The sequence below is a fragment of the Serratia sp. YC16 genome (genome assembly GCF_009707615.1).
Taxonomy (GTDB): Bacteria; Pseudomonadota; Gammaproteobacteria; order Enterobacterales; family Enterobacteriaceae; genus Serratia; species Serratia surfactantfaciens.
Genome location: NZ_WLYN01000009.1, coordinates 40317 through 58603, shown reverse-complemented (window position 1 = coordinate 58603; position 18287 = coordinate 40317). Strand labels below are relative to the sequence as shown.

Here is an 18287-nt window from a genome sequence, read left to right as displayed (position 1 = left end):
TTTACTGATTTGTAACCAAACTGACGAGAATGCGCGGGAGAGAATATTAAAATTGCAGCAGATATCACGGCAAAAAGCGGACTTCAATGGCAATGCGGGATATTCGGAGCCCTTACGCTGTTTGCCGCGGCATGAAATGCTATGATAACCGCCATTGAGCGTGGGGCATTGTGCTCCACCAGGCAGCTTAGCAGGGGTAACCCAATGATTATCGTCACAGGCGGCGCCGGCATGATCGGCAGCAACATCATTAAGGCACTGAACGACAAGGGATATCGCGATATCCTGGTGGTGGATAACCTGAAAGACGGCACCAAGTTCGTCAACCTGGTCGATCTGGACATCGCCGACTATGTCGATAAAGAAGACTTTATCGCCAGCATCGTGGCCGGCGACGATCTGGGCGATATCGAAGCGGTCTTCCACGAAGGCGCCTGCTCCGCGACCACCGAGTGGGACGGCAAGTACATGATGGACAATAACTATCAGTACTCCAAAGACCTGCTGCACTACTGCCTGGATCGCGAAATTCCGTTCCTGTACGCCTCCTCCGCCGCCACTTACGGCGGCCGCGAAGAGTTCATCGAAGAGCGCCAATATGAAGCGCCGCTCAATGTGTACGGCTACTCCAAATTCCTGTTCGATCAGTACGTGCGCGAGATCCTGCCGGAAGCGGACTCGCAGATCTGCGGCTTCCGCTACTTCAACGTTTACGGCCCGCGCGAAGGCCACAAAGGCAGCATGGCCAGCGTCGCCTTCCACCTGAACACCCAAATCAACCGCGGCGAAAACCCGAAACTGTTCGCCGGCAGCGAAAACTTCAAGCGCGACTTCATCTACGTCGGCGACGTGGCGGCGGTCAACCTGTGGTTCTGGAAAACCGGCAAATCCGGCATCTTCAACTGCGGCACCGGCCGGGCGGAAACCTTCCAGGCGGTGGCCGACGCGGTGGTGGACTTCCACCAGAAGGGCGCGGTGGAATACATCGAATTCCCGGAGAAGCTGAAGGGCCGCTATCAGGCGTACACCCAGGCCGATCTGACCAAGCTGCGCGCCGCCGGCTACGACGCACCGTTCAAAACGGTCGCCGAAGGCGTGAAAGAGTACATGGCCTGGTTGAACCGCACCGCATAAGCTGAAGGAACTAACGCTGGGTATGAAAATACTGGTTATCGGCCCTTCTTGGGTTGGCGACATGATGATGTCGCAAAGTCTCTATCGCACCCTGAAGGCCGAATACCCGTCGGCGGAGATCGATGTGATGGCGCCGGCCTGGTGCCGCCCGCTGCTGGCGCGCATGCCGGAAGTCAATCAGGCGCTGGCGATGCCGCTGGGCCACGGCGCGCTGGGGCTCGGCGAGCGCCGCCGCCTGGGGCGCGCCCTGCGCGCCAACCGTTACGATCGCGCTTACGTTCTGCCCAACTCGTTCAAATCCGCGCTGGTACCCTTCTTCGCCGATATCCCGCAGCGCACCGGCTGGCGAGGCGAAATGCGTTACGGCCTGCTGAACGACGTCCGCGTGCTCGACAAGACGGCCTTCCCGCTGATGGTGCAGCGCTACGTGGCGCTGGCCTATGACAAAGGCCGCATTCAGCGCGCCGACGATCTGCCGCAGCCGTTGCTGTGGCCGCAGCTGCAGGTGAGCGACGAAGAGATCGCCGAAACCACTTCGGCCTTTAACCTGACCGACAGCCGACCGATCGTCGGCTTCTGCCCGGGCGCGGAGTTCGGCCCCGCCAAACGCTGGCCGCATTATCACTACGCAACGCTGGCTCAGCAGCTGATCGAGAGCGGCTATCAGGTCGCGCTGTTCGGTTCGGCGAAAGACCACGAAGCCGGTGAACAGATCCGCGCCGCATTGCAGGAAGACGCGCGCGATTTCTGCCTCAACCTGGCCGGGAAAACCCAGCTGGAGCAGGCGGTTATCCTGATCGCGGCCTGTCGGGCGGTGGTCAGCAACGACTCCGGTTTAATGCACGTTGCCGCCGCGTTGAACAAACCGCTGATAGCCTTGTACGGCCCAAGTAGCCCCGACTTCACGCCGCCGCTCTCCGACAAGGCGCGCGTTATCCGTTTGATCAGCGGCTACCACAAGGTGCGTAAAGGCGATGCCGATCAGGGATACCACCAAAGTTTGATCGATATTCAGCCGCAGCAAGTGTTGGACGCGCTGACGCCGTTGCTTGTCGCCAGCGAGGAATAGTCATGCAGGTGTTAATCGTAAAAACCTCCTCGATGGGGGACGTGCTGCATACGCTGCCCGCCCTGACCGACGCGCTGCAGGCCATTCCCGATATCCGCTTCGACTGGGTGGTGGAAGAAGGCTTCAGCCAAATTCCCACCTGGCACCCGGCGGTGGACCGCGTGATCCCGGTGGCCATTCGCCGCTGGCGTAAAAACTGGTTCGGCAACGACACCCGGCAGCAGCGCTGCGACTTCAAGCGCGCGCTGCAAGAACGCCGCTACGATGTGGTGATCGACGCACAGGGCCTGATCAAAAGCGCCGCGCTGATCACGCGCATCGCCAAGGGCAACAAGCATGGCCCCGACTGCAAGAGCGCACGCGAGCCGTTCGCCAGCTGGTTCTACAACGTTCGCCATGAGATAGACAAACAGCAGCACGCGGTGGAACGCACGCGCGAGCTGTTCGCCAAAAGCCTCGGTTACGACAAACCGGGCAGCTACGGCGATTACGCCATCGCCGCGCGTTTTCTCAGCAGTCCGCCGGCCGATGCCGGACAGTATTTGGTGTTTTTGCACGCTACGACCCGTGACGATAAACACTGGCCGGAGCAAAACTGGCGTGAGCTGATCGCGCTGACGGCCGACAGCGGGCTGAAGATCAAACTGCCGTGGGGCGCAGAGCATGAACATCAGCGCGCGCTGCGGTTGGCGGAAGGTTTTACGCATGTCGAGGTGCTGCCGAAACTCAGCCTGCAGCAGGTGGCCGAAGTGCTGGCCGGCGCCAAAGGGGTGGTCTCGGTCGACACCGGGCTAAGCCATTTGACCGCCGCGCTCGACAAACCGAACATCACGCTGTTCGGGCCGACCGATCCCGGCCTGATCGGCGGCTACGGGCAAAATCAGCACTCGCTGATTTCGCCGGAAAAAAGCATGGCGACAATCGACGCCGATACAGCATGGCAGGCGTTGCAAAAGGTTATAGCATGAAAAAACTGCATATTATCAACCTGGGTAAAATGGGCGGCGTCGAGCGCCTGTTCCTGCAGTACATCAACGATACCACCGACGGCAGCAACCAGGTCTTGTGCATCAGCGGTGACATTGGCGAAGAGATCCGCCGCCAGTTGCCCGCGCATCAGCCCGTCACCTTCGCCAACCGCCTAATCAATGCGCTGCCGTTGCGCTGCCCGCAGTTCCTGCGCAAATTTTTGCTGAAGTGGAAAATCGAGCGGGCGAACGCCGACGTAGTGATCGTCTGGGACCTGGTGCCGGGGCTGGCGGCCAAACCCAAGCGCGGCAAACTGGTTTACTACGATCACGGCTGCTCCTGGCGTTACCCCAAGAATAAAAAGACGCTGAGTTTCTTCGCCATGCTGGACGGCGTCATTTCCGCCTCGCACGCGTCGAAGCGGGTGATGGAGCTGCGTTTTAATCTGCCTTGCCCAAATCACGTGGTGATCAACCGCATCAAGACGCCGGCGGGGATCGCCGACGCGCCGAAAGTGCTGTCACAGCCGATCAGGATCGGCACCGCCTCGCGCCTGGTCAGCCTGAAAGGCATCAGCGTTTCGCTGCTGATGATGCAGGAATTGCTGCGGCGCGGACATGACGTCACGCTGGAAGTGGCCGGCAAAGGGCCGGATCGCGCAGCGTTCGAGGCGCTGGCGGCCCGGCTTCAGCTCGGCGATCGCGTGACTTTTAGCGGCTACCAGGACGATGTCGCCGGCTTCTTCAATCGTACGCATATCTACATGAGTACACCGATAACCGAACCGTTTGGCTTGTCTTGCATGGAATCGCTCTATTTCGGCGTGCCGGTCATTTTCCCGCAGGTTGACGGCCAGCCGGAGGCGGTGAAAGACGGCGTCTGCGGCATCGGCCTGACGCCGTCGATCACCATTGAACAACACCGACAGCTCACCGATATCGAGGTCGACTTCCCGCATGAGGTCTACGATCCGTTGACCGACAGTCTGGTGTCGCCCAAGCTGCTGTCGCATCTCGACTGTGCGGATGCCGTTGAGAAATTACTGGAGCGCGAAACCTACCAGACTCTGAGCCGCAATGCGCAGCGCTATCCTGCTGAGCATTTCAACTATGCTCAGTTCAAAGCTGAGTTCGACGACACGCTGCGATCCTTCATCGCTTAATTAAAACGTGAGCCGGAAAACACGCCCGATGCTAAAACACAGAACGCCGCACCCTGCCTTCAGCTATCTGATCTATCTGGGGTGCGCCATCGCTTTTTGTACCATTCCTTTCGGTTCCGCGACCGGACGCAATCTGTTTTACGTTTCCAGCTACATCGCCTTTATCGCCGTTTGCCTGTACCCGCGCTACTACTTCAGCAACGTTAAAAATCTGCTGCTGCCCGCACTGATGTTCAGCGTGGGCATGGGAACCATCCTCTGGATGCATCACTTCAAACAGCCGGGTGACTACATCAACATTTATCGCTCTTATATGTCGACCGGCAAACTGCAGCTCGCTACTGCGTTCATCCTGCTGATCGCGCTCAATGAGCGGTTGTGTGTGCAGCGTCTGCTGATCGTTGTAGCTCTCGTTACCGGTCTGGCGGTCAACGGCTATTCCCTCTATCAGGGGCTGCGTCTGGATATTCCGCGCGTAGAGCTCAATTTCGATCGCGCCACGGTCGCTGCCTACCTGATGACCGCCATCGATCTGGTGATGATGCAGGCCATCCTGATGCTGCGCACCCGCTACCGCCTGGTGTGGTACATTGCGGCATTCCTGCTGTCCTTCTCTGCTTTGGTGCTCACCGGCACGCGCGCGGCCATGCTGGTCTACCCGGTGGCGGTCTGCCTGTCGCTGCTGGCGACCAAGCAGCTGGTTTCCAGGAAACACAAACTCGCGTTGGTGGCCTCGGTGCCGCTGCTGCTCGTAGCTTGCGGCCTGGTGTTTAAACCGCAGATAGAGGAACGCATTCAGGCCTTTGAGACCGACATGCGCCTGATGGACCAGCCACAGACTGAAAACTCGATCATTTCCCGGCTGTCGATGCAAACGCTGGCATGGCGTACCGGTTCACAAGCCCCATGGGGCCAATCCGCCGAGCAGCGCGGCGAAGAGATCCGCGCGATGGTCGCACTGCAGCCTCGCCTGTCTGGCGTCATGCCCTACATCAACGTCCACCTGCATAACGAACTGCTGGAAACCTACTCGCTCAAGGGCGTCTGGGGCGCACTGCTGCTGCTGGCGCTCTATGTGGGGCTGTTCTTCTCTTCATTCCGGCCGCAGCGCAACGCGCTGCTGCTGAGCGTCAGCGCCAGTCTGTTCGTTTACGGCCTGAGCGACGTTATCTTCTTCAGCACGGAAGGCACCGCCATGTTCTGTCTGGCGCTGATCGCCGCCGTTCTTTCCGTCGCGAAACAGCCCCCTGTCCAGGAACCAACACCGTGAATCCTCAGCAGCCGCTGCTCAGCGTCATCGTGCCGTTTTATAATAATGAAGCGTTCGTTATCGCTGCGCTGGATTCGTTATTTGCACAGATTAGCGACGATATCGAGGTGGTGATCATCGACGATGGCTCCACCGACGCTTCCGGCGCGCTGGTCAGCCACTATCTGGCGCAGCGGCGGCATCCGCGCGTGGTCTTTACTTCACAAGCCAACGGCGGCATTGCGCACGCCCGCAATGTCGGCCTGCAACGGGCCACCGGGCGTTATATCACTTTTCTCGACGGCGACGATCTGCTGAGCGACGACTACCTGGCGATCCTGCGGCCCTTGCTGACAGCCGGGGAAAATGACCTGATCGACTTCAATTATCAGAAGTTTACCGAACAACCGCCGACCCCGGATAACCGCGCAGTGCAGCCCGTGGCCTACGACTTTCCACAGTTGGGGCTCGGCTGCCTGCAACCGCTGTTTGCACGCTCGATGTGGCATCTCTGGAGTCGCGTGTATAAACGTACGCTGCTGGAAGGGGAAACGTTCGAAGACGGCAGGCGCTATGAAGACGTGATTTTCACGCCTTTTCAGTATTTCAAAACCCGCCGCATCGCCCATCTCGACTGCGAACTCTATTTCTATCGGGACAACAGCCAAGGCATTACCCGCAATATCAAACCCAAAGATATCGAAGATTTGCTGTTCGCCATGGAGAAAATGCTGCGTTTTGTGGCGCAGCATCCCGGGGATGAGCCGCTGCGCCGGTTGGCCGCCCTGATGCTGGCCAACTGCTTTTCCGAGGTGAAAAGCATGTCGAAGGCGGTATACGGCTATTATCATTACGCGCCGGCAACGTTGCATATCCTGCGTCGCACCGCTGAGATCTGCCGCAACAGCGGCGTGTCGAGCAAAAAAGTCCGCCAGATGCGCTATGCGCGCGTGGATACCTTTCTTTCGAGACTGCGCGGGCGTAAGCCGCACTAACCGCATCGGCCAGGCGGCCGATGCGGTGCCGCACCTCTAGCGCGTCAAAGGCACGTGCGCGACCAACTCATCATAAATCCGCTGCGGCTGGATGACTCCCATCGGGCTTTCGGCCTCCAGCGGCATCGTATAGCCGGTACGCGACACCTGAATGATGCGGTGCAGTTCAGCATCCTGAATCGGGCCGGTAGAGCGTGAGTCGGCGGTCACGAACAGGCTGATGGTTTTCACCTTCAGCGCCACCGCCAAATGCAGCGGCCCGGTATCGCCGGTGACCAGAACATGGAAACTGTCGATCAGCGTCAGCAAGCCTTGCAGCCCCGTTTTACCGATCTGGTTATCCACGCAGGCCTGCGTTTGCGGGCCGATCAGGCTCATAAACTGCTTTGCCTTGCCGTCGTCAAACGGTGCGCCAATGAGTACGATGCGTACATTAGGGTGCTTCGCCACCAGCTCATCGGCCAGCCGCGCATAGTGCGAAACCGGCCAGCAACGCGATTCTGTTGACGCCCCCAGTTGAAAACCGATGGTAGGATGCTCGCTGCTTTTGACGCCGCGCTGATAGTCCACGGGAATTTCCATCGTCGGATCGTCGCTGCGGCAACCCAGGATGGAAATCAGCTCCAGTTTGCGGCGCACGAAGTGGCCGTAATAATGGAAGATGTAGTTGGTCAGCCAAGGCTCCAGCCCGCAAATGCCCGAGCTGTAGTTATCCCTGATAATGTACTTCGCCCCGGCCAGTACGGCGCTGATGATGTCATAAGGCAGGTGGGAGTGCAGAATCAGCGCCAAATCCGGCCGATGTTCGCGCAGCGATTTCAGCAATGGACGTATCGTCTTGATCTTGCTGTCCCAATACACCACGCGATCGTAATAACGACCGTTTTCCACCAGCTCGCGGTTTTTCTTGTGCACCACCAGCGTGATGTGGGCGTTGGGGTAGCGTTCCCTCATCGCCCTCAGCGCCGGCGTGTTGAACATGAAGTCGCCCAACGCCGTGGTGGAATAGATGACGATATTGTCAAACTGTTGGGCGCCGTCAAACGTCGCCTTGTCCTGAAAACGGCCGTATTTCGCCGTATAGCGGCGCAAGAACCAGTCGGCAACCTTGATTTTCCATTTCTTCGACATGTGAGTTCTTAGTTCGCTTTAAGTTGATAATACTCGGCCAGCGTCATGCCCACCGTACGCTGCTGCAGCCAGTCAAACAGCTGCTCCAGATCGCGGTACAGCACTTCGATATCCTGCTCGGTCTTGAACGTCGGGCTGCCGCCCGGCATAAATTCGGAGGAGTGCAGCATAAATTCGACGTAGTCATGCCCCTGCGCCAGCGACGCCTCAGCCACGCCTATCATCTTGTCCACATTGCCGCCGCTCGGGCGCAGCCAGTTGACGGATGGCGAGCGCCGCTTGCCGCGCAGCCGGTCATACCCCTGCTTGAACGCATTCATCAGCGCCGAGTGCTTGTACTGAATGCTCATCGGCACTTCCAGCAGCGACGAAGCGCCCGGTTTGGCGATGTTCTGCGGATCGATGAAATAGGCCTGCGACGGGAAGCGGCTGTAATCCGTGCCGCCGTTGCCCCGCGGATTGCCCGGCGAAAACTGCCAGTTGACCCGCGGCGTGACCGAGCAGTCCACCTGATAACCGTATTCCAGCAGCAGCGAGGCATAGTATTCGTTGAACGCCCAGCGGCCGGCGCGATGGCTGAGCATCTTGGTCTGGAAAGCGTCTTCCAGCAGCTTGGTCATGTGATCGACCTTGGCGCGGATCTGATCGGCGGGATACTCGATCAAATAAGGTTTGTGGCGCCAGTCGTCGTCGGTCAGCGGCGTCAGCGGCGGGCTGTTCCAGGCGTGCAGGTGCATCCCCACCTCGCCGGCGTCGCGGGCGATCACGTCGCGCGCAAACTCGACGTAAGCCGGGTCCATCGCCATTTCATAGTTGGTGAGATAAACCGGTTTGAAGGCGTATTTTTCGCACAGCGCCTGAAAGCGCGGCAAGAAACGCGTGTTTTCGGTCGCGATGCGATCGTGGTTTTGCCACAGATTATCGCCTTCGGTATCAATGGTGATGAGAAACGCCGGTTTAGTCATGAATATCGAGCCTGATATCAACAGAATGCACTATGTTACGCAGGCCGTTTCGCCAGGGCAAACGACTTTGCTGCCTGGTTTGGACAACGTTGAGACGCATTCGTCCCCGATCCGGCGATTTTTTTGCCGCCCGGCAAGAAAACCGTGCAACAGTAGCCACATGCGATCGGGTCATTTAGAATCAAAGATTGGTTTCCCAGAAAGCGACTCATGATGAACGACGCGCCAGCCCTAACTTCCGCCCCATCCGTACAGCGTATTCTGATCATAAAACTGCGCCACCACGGCGATATGCTGCTGGTCACGCCGGTCATCAGCAGCCTGCGCCAAAACTACCCGCAGGCGCAGATCGATGTGCTGCTGTATCAGGAAACGCGGGAGATGCTGGCCAGTAATCCGGAGCTGTCGACCCTGTTCACCATCGATCGCCAATGGAAAAAACAGGGCACCCGCGCGCACCTGGGGCACGAACTGGCGCTGCTGCGCCGCCTGAAAGCGCAGCGCTACGATCTGGTGGTCAACCTGGCCGATCAGTGGCGCAGCGCCATCCTCACGCGCCTGACCGGCGCGCGCATCCGTCTGGGCTTCGATTTTCCCAAACGCCGCGGCTTCGTGTGGCGCCACTGTCACACGCAGCTGGTACCGGTCGACAATCACGCCCGCCTGCATACCGTCGAACAGAATCTCTCATTGCTGGCACCGCTGAACCTGCCCGCGCTCAATGAACGTGTGACCATGAGTTATGATCCAAAGGATTGGCAGGCTTGTGAGCAACTGTTGCAGAAACAGGGCGTCGCCGGCGGTTATATTGTGGTGCAGCCCACGTCGCGCTGGTTCTTCAAATGCTGGAGCGAAGAGAAGATGGCCGCTACCCTCACCGCCTTACAGGCGGACGGCCACCAGTTGGTGATCACCTCCGGCCCCGACGCCAGAGAAAAAGCCATGGTGGAGCGCATTTTGGCGCTCAGCCCGCCGCAGGGCGTGATCTCGTTGGCCGGGCAACTGACGCTGCGCCAATTGGCCGCCTTAATCGATCACGCCAAACTGTTTATCGGCGTGGATTCGGTGCCGATGCACATGGCCGCTGCGCTGCAAACGCCATGCATAGCGCTGTTCGGCCCTTCCAAGCTGACCTTCTGGCGGCCATGGCAGGCTACCGGCGCCGTGATCTGGGCCGGTGACTTCGGTGAACTGCCCGATCCGGACGCCATCGATACCGGCACCGACGAACGGTATCTCGACCTTATTCCTACAGACGCGGTGATTGCAGCCGCGCGGAGCACGCTGGCATGAAAGCATTTCGTTTGGCGATCGTTCGCCAAAAATACCGCCCGGATGGCGGAGCTGAACGTTTCGTTTCCCGCGCCCTGGAGGCGCTGGAGCAACAGGATCTCGATCTGAACGTCATCACTCGCGAATGGCAGGGTGACGCCAATCCCAACTGGCACATCCACCTGTGCAACCCGTTAAAGCTCGGCCGCATCAGCCGCGAGCGGGGGTTCGCCGTGGCGGCCAGGGCTCTGTGGCAGAAAGAGCGCTTCGATTTAGTACAAAGCCACGAGCGCATTCCCGGCTGCGACATCTACCGCGCCGGCGACGGCGTACATCGCCGCTGGCTGCTGCAACGCGCGCGTCTGCTGCCGGAATGGCGGCGCAAATGGCTGTTTTCAAACCGCTATCACCGCTACGTGATGTGCGCCGAACGCGCCATGTACGCTGCGCCAGAGCTGAAAGCCGTCATCTGCAACGCCGAGATGATCAAGCAGGAGATCATCGCCGACTTTGGCGTGCCCGCCGACAAGATCACGGTGATCTATAACGCCATCGACAATCAGAAATTCCCGCCCGCCGACGAGGCCCTGCGCCGCGGCCTGCGCGAACAATATCAGATCCCGCAACAGGCGCACTGCCTGATCTTTGTCGGCTCCGGTTTCGAGCGCAAAGGGCTGGCCGCCGCCATCCGCGCCGTGGCGGCGACCGACAGCCATCTCCTGGTGGTTGGCAAAGACAAGGCCGAAAAACGCTACCGTGCGTTGGCGCAGTCGCTGGGCTGCAGCGATCGCATTCACTTTATGGGCGTGCAGAAGCAGACCTTGCCGTTCTACCAGGCGGCGGACGCGCTGCTGCTGCCGACGCTGTACGATCCGTTCCCCAACGTGATTTTGGAAGCGATGTCATGCGGCCTGCCGGTTGTCACCAGCACCACCTGCGGTGGCGCCGAATTTATCACCCCTGGCGAAAACGGCTTCGTCACCGATGCGCTCGACGTGCCGGCCATCACGGAGGCTATCCGCGCGCTGCCGCGCCAAGCGCTGGGATCATCCATGGGCGAAGCGGCGAGATTGCGCATTATGACGGCTACGCCGGCGCATCTCTCCGAACAGCTGATTTCTCTCTATAACCGGTTACTGGACTAGCTATGCGTATTCTGATGATCATCGACGGCCTGCCGGGAGGCGGCGCGGAAAAAGTGGTGCTGACCCTGTGTCAGGGTATGCAGCAACAGGGGCATGACGTCAGCCTTATCTCGCTGCGCGACGTCTGCAATTACCCTATCCCGTCAGGCATTGATTATCAGGTGGTGGCCGATCGCAGCCGTGCCCCCTGGCGCAAGCTGACCGAGCTGTCGCGCCGCGCCGCAGCGCTGGATCGGGCGATAGCCGAACACGAACGCCAACACGGCGCGTTCGATCTGGTGTTCTCCAACCTGCATAAAACCGATCGCATCGTCAGCCGCAGCAAGCGGTTGGCCGCGGATCGTCTGTGGTTCTGCATTCACGGCATTCTCTCCACCTCCTACCTCGGCCACCGCAAGGGCCTGGACCGCTGGCTGAAGCAGCGCAAAATCGCCAACGTTTACCAGGGGAGAAATATCGTCGCCGTTTCACAGGCGGTCGGCGACGATCTGCAGCAGAACTTGCCGATCCGCCCGCGCCGGCTGGCGGTCATCAACAACCCGTTCGACATCGACGCCATCCAGCAACAGGCCGCGGCGCCTTGCGAACTGGCCGGCCAGGACTATTTGGTGCATGTCGGCCGTTTTCACCCCGCAAAGCGGCATGACCGGCTGCTGAAAGCCTATGCGCAGTCCGGCATTCAGGCGCCATTGGCCTTGATCGGTACCGGAGACGACGCCAGAGTCGCCGACGCCAAACGCCTGGCGGCGGAGCTAGGCATCGCAGAACGCGTGCTGTTTCTCGGTTTTCAGGCCAATCCCTACCCGTTTATTCGCCATGCCTCACTGCTGGTGCTCAGCTCCGACAGCGAAGGGTTCGGTAACGTGCTGGTAGAATCGCTGCTGTGCGGCACGCCGGTGGTCAGCACCCGCTGCCCAGGCGGCCCTGCGGAAATTCTGGAAAAAGCCGGAATGGCTAACGCGCTGGCGGAATTAAGCGAAGCGTCGCTGGCAGCAAAAATGGCGGAAATTTACGCCAAGCCGCCGCAGATAAATCAACAGCAATTGCTGAGCTATGGGCTGGAGCCTATTTGCCGCCAATATCTGGAACTGAAAAAACAATAATAAAGGAATAAATAAGGCAGGAGATACCTGCCTTATTTTCTTCGCTAGTTGAGCGCCTGCATTTTCTGCCAAACTTCATCGACAGAAACATCTTCACAGTGCCCAGACTCACTTTGCAAAATATGATGACGACCGGTCCATGGATGCCAGGACGTTTTATCGGTATCGCCAAAGAACACCACCATATCCTTATTCAACGCGGCGGCAAGATGCATCTGCCCGCCGTCGCTGCACAGCACCCGATCGCATAAATCAAACCCGCCCAACAGCTCACGCACCGAGGCCGTCGGATAAAGCGCGACGCGTTCGTTTTGGCACAGCGCCAACAGCTGTTCTGCGCGCTGCTGGTCGCCGATGTCGTCCGGCGCCAGCGTGCCCTGCGGCGACCAGAAAATCAGCACGCCGGTGTGGGGATCGGCAGTCAGACGGTTGATGATTTCGGCATAGCGCTCAACCGGCCAGCGCCTTTTCGGGCTGCGGCTGCTGATATGCACGGCGCAGACTCGTTCGACCGGCGGCAGACGTTCCAGCAACCGCTGCGCCGCCAGCTGCCGCTCTTCCGGCGTCAGAAACACCCGCACCGGAGGGATTGGAATGGATTTATCGGTGATCGCCGATAAATAGCTGTAGGTATGTTCGACCTGATGGAGGCCGCGGAAATCGTCCTTGCGAAACGGGCGATCAATATCTTTCGTGCCCAAATCGGCGCCGATAATATGGGTTGCGCCGGCCATTTTCGCTAAACGCAGGCTGTATTTGCAAGGTACCGGATTGGCCAGAATGACCGCATCGAACTTTATTTTGCGCAGCTTCAGGAAGATCATCAGACGTTCGAAATAAACGCCCAACGTCGTTTCATTTTTCGCCTTATGCTTGGCCTTTTTATAGACAAAAACTTTCTCGAGATGAGGGTTGTTTTTAACAACGTCCTGGCTGACTTTATTGATCAGCAGATAAACTTTAGCGTCTGGATAGGCAATTTTCACCCCTTCGATCAGAGGCGTGGTGCAAACAAGATCGCCGATGTTATCGCGGCGAATAATTAAAATATTCTTCATTCCGAGCCTATCGGCGAAATCGCTCGCCGGTTGTCTGAAACTGACACCCAAGGTTACCAAATTAGCGCCTTTCCCTTCCAGTTATGGTACTATTCCGAATAACCCATATAAATGAAATTGATAGAATGTTGCTGCGTTTATATCAGGTACTACTCTACCTCATCCAACCCCTGATCTGGCTCCGCTTACTGCTGCGCAGCCGCAAAGCTCCAGCCTACCGTAAACGCTGGGCGGAACGCTATGGCTTCTGCGCCGGGAAAGTCGTGCCAGGCGGCATCATGCTGCATTCCGTCTCCGTCGGCGAAACGCTGGCGGCCATCCCGCTGGTGCGGGCACTACGCCACCGTTACCCCGCTTTGCCGATAACTGTGACCACAATGACCCCAACAGGTTCAGAACGCGTCCAGTCCGCTTTCGGCAAAGACGTGCATCATGTCTATCTGCCCTACGATCTGCCCGGTTCCATGAACCGCTTCCTCGACCAGGTGAATCCCAAGCTGGTGATCATTATGGAAACCGAGCTATGGCCTAACCTGATCAACGCGCTGCATCAGCGGCAGATCCCCCTGGTGATCGCCAATGCACGTCTGTCGGCACGCTCCGCCGCTGGCTATAAGAAAATTGGCGGGTTCATGCGCGATATGCTGCGCCGCATTACGCTGATCGCCGCACAGAACCAGGAAGACGGCGATCGGTTTATCGAACTGGGCCTGAAACGCTCTCAGCTGGCCGTCACCGGCAGCCTGAAATTCGATATCTCCGTCACCCCGGAGCTGGCCGCCCGCGCCGTTACGCTGCGCCGCCAATGGGCGCCGCGCCGCCCGGTGTGGATCGCCACCAGCACCCATGAGGGTGAAGAAACCATCCTGCTGGAAGCGCATCGCAAACTGCTGGAAAAACACCCCGACCTGCTGCTGATCCTGGTGCCGCGTCACCCGGAACGCTTCCCGACCGCCAAAGAGCTGGTGCAGAAAGCCGGCTTCAGCTACACCCTGCGCAGCAGCGGCGAAATCCCATCCGGCAGCACTCAGGTGGTGATCGGCGATACCATGGGCGAGCTGATGCTGCTGTACGGCATCGCCGATCTGGCCTTTGTCGGCGGCAGCCTGGTGGAACGTGGCGGGCACAACCCGCTGGAAGCTGCCGCGCACGCCATCCCGGTGCTGATGGGTCCGCACACCTTCAACTTTAAAGACATTTGCGCCAAGCTTTCGCAGGCTGAAGGCCTGATCACCGTGACCGATGTCGATTCGCTGGTGAAGGAAGTGGAAACCCTGCTGACCGACGAAGACTACCGCCGCTACTACGGCCGCCATGCGGTGGAAGTGTTGTATCAGAATCAGGGAGCGTTGCAGCGCCTGCTGCAGCTGCTGGAACCGCACCTGCCGCCCCGGAGTCACTGAATGAGCAGCCGCAAAAGCCTGTCGGTGGTGATGATCGCCAAAAACGAAGCCGGGCTGTTGCCGGACTGTCTGCGCTCGGTCGAGTGGGCCGATGAAATCATTGTGCTGGACTCCGGCAGCGAAGACGACAGCGTCACCGTCGCCGAAAGCCTGGGTGCCAAAGTCTTCACGCACACCGACTGGCAAGGGTTTGGCAAGCAGCGTCAGCTGGCGCAAAGCTACGCCAGCCATGACTACGTTTTGATGATCGACGCCGACGAACGCGTCACGCCCGAGCTGCGGCAATCTATCGAACAGGTGTTGAACGCGCCGGACGACGGCGCCGTCTACAGCTGCGCGCGGCGCAATCTGTTCCTTGGCCGCTTCATGCGCCACAGCGGCTGGTATCCCGACCGCGTCAACCGCCTGTACGCCAACCAACGCTATCGCTATAACGACGATCTGGTGCACGAATCGCTGAACATCGGCGACGCTAAAGTCATCCCCCTCAGCGGCGATATGCTGCACCTGACCTGCCGCGATTTCTTCGCCTTCCAGCGTAAACAGCTGCGCTACGCCGAAGAGTGGGCCACCCAGCGCCACCGGGCCGGCAAGCGCTGCGGCTACCTGTCTATCCTGACCCACACGCTCGGCGCCTTCGTCAAAACCTGGCTGCTGCGCGCCGGCTTCCTGGACGGTAAACAGGGGTTGCTGTTAGCGGTGGTCAACGCGCAATATACCTTCAATAAATATGCCGCATTATGGGCATTGGGCCGCAACTACTCAGAGAAGTGAATCATGACCAGCAAAGCCATCTATCCCGGGACCTTCGATCCCATGACCAACGGCCACCTGGATTTAGTAACGCGCGCGTCACTGATGTTCGATCACGTGATTCTGGCCATCGCCGCCAGCCCGAGCAAAAAACCGCTGTTCAGCCTGGATGAACGCGTGGCGTTGGCGACGCAGGTCACCTCGCATCTGGACAATGTGGAAGTGCTGGGCTTCAGTGAACTGATGGCGCACTTCGCCGCCCACCAGAACGCCAATATCCTGGTGCGCGGGCTGCGTGCAGTGTCTGACTTTGAATACGAATTGCAGCTGGCGAACATGAACCGTCACTTGATGCCAACGCTGGAAAGCGTATTTCTGATGCCTTCCGAAGAGTGGTCGTTCATCTCCTCCTCACTGGTGAAGGAGGTCGCCCGCCACGGCGGCGATATCGCGCCTTTCCTGCCCGATGTGGTCACCCAGGCGCTGATGGCCAAGCTCGCCGCCGAGTGATGCTCAGCGCTGGCAGCGGCGGCAAAAGAAGGTGCTGCGCTGCCCATGTTTGGCGGATTCAATCGGCGTGCCGCATGCGCGGCACGGTTCTCCCGCCCGCCCGTAAACCTGCAACTCCTGCGCGAAATACCCCGGTTTGCCGTCCGACTGCAAAAAGTCGCGCAATGTCGTGCCGCCCTGCTCGATGGAACGTTGCAACACCGCCTTGATGGTCTGCGCCAACAATGCCGCTTCGGCTTTGCTCAAGGATCCCGCCGGACGATCGGGCAGGATCCCGGCGCTGAACAGCGATTCGCTGGCGTAAATGTTACCGACCCCGACCACCAGCTTGTTATCCATCAGCCACGGTTTGATTAACGTGCGCTTATTGCGTGATTTTTCATACAGGTAGTCGCCGTTGAACGCTTCGCTCAGCGGTTCCGGCCCCAGGTGAGCCAACACGCTGCTGGTCGCCAAATCTTCGCACCACAGCCAGGCGCCGAAACGGCGCGGATCGGTATAGCGCAGGATCATGCCGTTATTGATCACCAGATCAACGTGGTCATGTTTACCTGCTTCGTCTTCGTTTTCCTCGCGCAGCATGCGCAGGCTGCCCGACATGCCCAGATGCACGATAATCCAACCGCGCTGCAGTTCGATCAGCAGGTATTTGGCCCGACGCTGCACGCTGAGCACCGGCTGATCGCTCAGCGTCAGGATCTGCTCGGAAACCGGCCAGCGCAGGCGCGCGTTGCGCACCACCGCATACTGAATGCTGTGGCCGACAAGATAAGGCTCTATACCGCGTCTGCTCGTCTCAACTTCCGGTAATTCAGGCATCTGGCTTCCCTCCGACGTTTTCTACCCTTTATAAAACAAAAAACCCGGCCAAGGCCGGGTTTTTCATTAATCCACTAAAATTATTTAATTTTAGCTTCTTTGTATACTACGTGCTGACGGACAACTGGATCGAATTTCTTCAGTTCCAATTTTTCCGGCTTAGTACGCTTGTTCTTCGTGGTGGTATAGAAGTGACCAGTACCAGCAGAAGAAACCAGCTTGATCTTCTCGCGAACACCTTTAGCCATGATTCAGTTCCTTAATACTTCTCACCACGGGCACGCAGATCGGCCAGAACCGTCTCAATACCCTTCTTATCGATAACACGCATACCTTTAGCAGATACACGCAGAGTTACAAAGCGCTTCTCAGCCTCAACCCAAAAACGGTGTGAGTGCAGGTTAGGCAGAAAACGGCGTTTGGTCGCGTTCATTGCGTGGGAACGGTTGTTACCGCTCACCGGGCGCTTGCCAGTAACTTGGCAGACTCGGGACATGTCTATTCTCCAAAAATCAAATCAGCTCGAGCTTCGTATAGGGTATGGCCGCCTCGTCAGGCTTTTAGAGCCCATCTCAGCAAACTTCATACTGAGGAGACTCTCGTCATCAGGTAGAAACCACACATCAGGTCAGAAACCTGCTGAGATAGGCTCTTGCGCCAAACCCAAGATTCTCAAAGGTGGCGTAGTATACGCTCTGAAGCGTAAGTGCTCAAGTCCCGAACAGCTAAAGATCCCACAAGGATCGCGAAAAAATCGCTTAAAGCCATCCGCGCTCGGCAAAAGAGACGCATTCACCCCGACCGATCACCAAATGATCAAGCACTCGGATCTCCAATAACTGGCAGGCTTTCACCACTTGCTCGGTTATCAAACGGTCGGCGTGACTGGGTTCAGCCTTACCCGAGGGGTGATTATGCGCGAGAATCAGCGCGGCTGCATTAGCCTTCAGCGCTTCACGCACAATTTCTCTCGGGTAGACGACGACGCTGCTGATGGTACCAGCAAACATCTCCTGATGGCGAATAACCCGGTGCTGATTGTCTAAAAACAATACCAAAAAGACCTCTCGCTCGCGATGCGCCAGCAGACTTTGCAGGTAATGCTGGGTGACGCGCGGGTTGAGCATGGCATTTTCCTGCGACAAGTGGCTGGAAAAGAAGCGCAGCGCCAGTTCGGCAATCGCCTGCAGTTGGGTATAGCTGGCGTCGCCCAGGCCTTTTTGGCTACAAAAAGCCTGATGATCGGCCGACATCAGGTGATAAAGCGAGCCGAATCGGCGCAGCAGTTGTTCCGCCAACTGCATCACATGCACGCCGGGCAATCCGGTGCGCAAGAAAATGGCCAACAGCTCTGCGTCGGACAGCGACGCCGCCCCTTGCATCAGCAGCTTTTCACGCGGTGCCAACGCGCCCGGCCAGCACGCCACAATCGGGTTGCTCATCGTGTTCCTCCCTGAAAGGGCTACAGCATGCCATGTGCCACCCGGCGCGTTCGACAGGTGTTTGATAACATTGCGAAGTGTTTCGCAAAGCACAATGTAACGCCTTGC

Annotated in this window: 19 protein-coding genes; 12 read left to right on the top strand and 7 right to left on the bottom strand. The window is 58.5% G+C overall.

The window, feature by feature from the left end; all coding sequences use genetic code 11:
- Positions 1-204 precede the first annotated feature (204 nt).
- From rfaD to GKN89_RS20000, 6 genes are read left to right on the top strand one after another with little or no spacing between them, the layout of a single operon-like run.
- Positions 205-1134, top strand: coding sequence for an ADP-glyceromanno-heptose 6-epimerase (gene rfaD / locus GKN89_RS20025; protein ID WP_019452212.1), 930 nt, complete (start codon positions 205-207; stop codon positions 1132-1134).
- A 22-nt stretch (positions 1135-1156) separates the two neighbouring features.
- Entirely contained in the window at positions 1157-2203 is a 1047-nt protein-coding gene (gene rfaF / locus GKN89_RS20020; protein WP_019452211.1) for an ADP-heptose--LPS heptosyltransferase RfaF, read from the top strand.
- A 2-nt stretch (positions 2204-2205) separates the two neighbouring features.
- Positions 2206-3171, top strand: a complete 966-nt coding sequence (gene rfaC, locus GKN89_RS20015) for a lipopolysaccharide heptosyltransferase RfaC (protein ID WP_019452210.1) — start codon at positions 2206-2208, stop codon at positions 3169-3171.
- Positions 3168-4334, top strand: a complete 1167-nt coding sequence (locus tag GKN89_RS20010) for a glycosyltransferase (protein WP_154747625.1) — start codon at positions 3168-3170, stop codon at positions 4332-4334. Before rfaC ends, GKN89_RS20010 begins: the two co-directional genes overlap by 4 nt.
- 28 nt (positions 4335-4362) lie before the next feature.
- Positions 4363-5604, top strand: coding sequence for an O-antigen ligase (locus GKN89_RS20005; RefSeq protein ID WP_154747624.1), 1242 nt, complete (start codon positions 4363-4365; stop codon positions 5602-5604).
- Complete coding sequence (locus GKN89_RS20000; protein WP_370520256.1) at positions 5601-6578, top strand: glycosyltransferase; 978 nt, start codon at positions 5601-5603, stop codon at positions 6576-6578. The genes GKN89_RS20005 and GKN89_RS20000 overlap by 4 nt, the downstream gene beginning before the upstream one ends.
- Before the next feature lie 36 nt (positions 6579-6614).
- On the opposite strand, the gene GKN89_RS19995 is transcribed toward GKN89_RS20000, so the two are convergent.
- Together GKN89_RS19995 and GKN89_RS19990 are read right to left on the bottom strand one after the other, a co-directional pair.
- Entirely contained in the window at positions 6615-7709 is a 1095-nt protein-coding gene (locus GKN89_RS19995) for a glycosyltransferase family 9 protein (RefSeq protein ID WP_154747623.1), read from the bottom strand.
- A gap of 8 nt (positions 7710-7717) precedes the next feature.
- The gene (locus tag GKN89_RS19990; protein WP_019452205.1) at positions 7718-8674 is read right to left on the bottom strand and encodes a polysaccharide deacetylase family protein; all 957 of its coding nucleotides are present in this window, start codon (positions 8672-8674) and stop codon (positions 7718-7720) included.
- A gap of 210 nt (positions 8675-8884) precedes the next feature.
- Here GKN89_RS19990 and rfaQ point away from each other — a divergent pair, with 210 nt between their 5' ends.
- From rfaQ to GKN89_RS19975, 3 genes are read left to right on the top strand one after another with little or no spacing between them, the layout of a single operon-like run.
- Positions 8885-9967, top strand: coding sequence for a putative lipopolysaccharide heptosyltransferase III (gene rfaQ / locus GKN89_RS19985; protein WP_154747622.1), 1083 nt, complete (start codon positions 8885-8887; stop codon positions 9965-9967).
- A complete protein-coding gene (locus GKN89_RS19980) occupies positions 9964-11091 on the top strand; it encodes a glycosyltransferase family 4 protein (RefSeq protein ID WP_154747621.1) in 1128 nt (375 codons plus the stop codon). The genes rfaQ and GKN89_RS19980 overlap by 4 nt, the downstream gene beginning before the upstream one ends.
- 2 nt (positions 11092-11093) lie before the next feature.
- The gene (locus tag GKN89_RS19975) at positions 11094-12194 is read left to right on the top strand and encodes a glycosyltransferase (RefSeq protein WP_154747620.1); all 1101 of its coding nucleotides are present in this window, start codon (positions 11094-11096) and stop codon (positions 12192-12194) included.
- 44 nt (positions 12195-12238) lie between these two features.
- Here GKN89_RS19975 and GKN89_RS19970 read toward each other — a convergent pair whose 3' ends face one another.
- Entirely contained in the window at positions 12239-13252 is a 1014-nt protein-coding gene (locus GKN89_RS19970) for a glycosyltransferase family 9 protein (RefSeq protein ID WP_154747619.1), read from the bottom strand.
- A 125-nt stretch (positions 13253-13377) separates the two neighbouring features.
- On the opposite strand from GKN89_RS19970, the gene waaA reads away from it, so the two are divergent.
- Genes waaA through coaD form a run of 3 tightly spaced genes read left to right on the top strand, consistent with a single transcriptional unit; the run spans position 13378 to position 15918 of the window.
- The gene (gene waaA, locus GKN89_RS19965; RefSeq protein ID WP_019452200.1) at positions 13378-14655 is read left to right on the top strand and encodes a lipid IV(A) 3-deoxy-D-manno-octulosonic acid transferase; all 1278 of its coding nucleotides are present in this window, start codon (positions 13378-13380) and stop codon (positions 14653-14655) included.
- The gene (locus tag GKN89_RS19960; RefSeq protein WP_019452199.1) at positions 14656-15429 is read left to right on the top strand and encodes a glycosyltransferase family 2 protein; all 774 of its coding nucleotides are present in this window, start codon (positions 14656-14658) and stop codon (positions 15427-15429) included.
- Between the two features lie 3 nt (positions 15430-15432).
- Positions 15433-15918 (top strand): pantetheine-phosphate adenylyltransferase, encoded by a 486-nt coding sequence (coaD, locus tag GKN89_RS19955; protein WP_004931181.1) that lies wholly within the window; start codon positions 15433-15435, stop codon positions 15916-15918.
- A gap of 3 nt (positions 15919-15921) precedes the next feature.
- On the opposite strand, the gene mutM is transcribed toward coaD, so the two are convergent.
- From mutM to radC, 4 genes are all read right to left on the bottom strand, one after another.
- Positions 15922-16737: a bifunctional DNA-formamidopyrimidine glycosylase/DNA-(apurinic or apyrimidinic site) lyase gene (gene mutM, locus GKN89_RS19950; RefSeq protein WP_025160307.1), complete on the bottom strand. Its 816-nt coding sequence runs from the start codon at positions 16735-16737 to the stop codon at positions 15922-15924.
- Between the two features lie 80 nt (positions 16738-16817).
- Positions 16818-16985 (bottom strand): 50S ribosomal protein L33, encoded by a 168-nt coding sequence (gene rpmG, locus GKN89_RS19945; protein WP_002442576.1) that lies wholly within the window; start codon positions 16983-16985, stop codon positions 16818-16820.
- A gap of 11 nt (positions 16986-16996) precedes the next feature.
- Complete coding sequence (rpmB, locus tag GKN89_RS19940) at positions 16997-17233, bottom strand: 50S ribosomal protein L28 (protein ID WP_004931195.1); 237 nt, start codon at positions 17231-17233, stop codon at positions 16997-16999.
- A 262-nt stretch (positions 17234-17495) separates the two neighbouring features.
- A complete protein-coding gene (gene radC, locus GKN89_RS19935) occupies positions 17496-18179 on the bottom strand; it encodes a DNA repair protein RadC (RefSeq protein ID WP_004931197.1) in 684 nt (227 codons plus the stop codon).
- Positions 18180-18287: the final 108 nt, after the last annotated feature.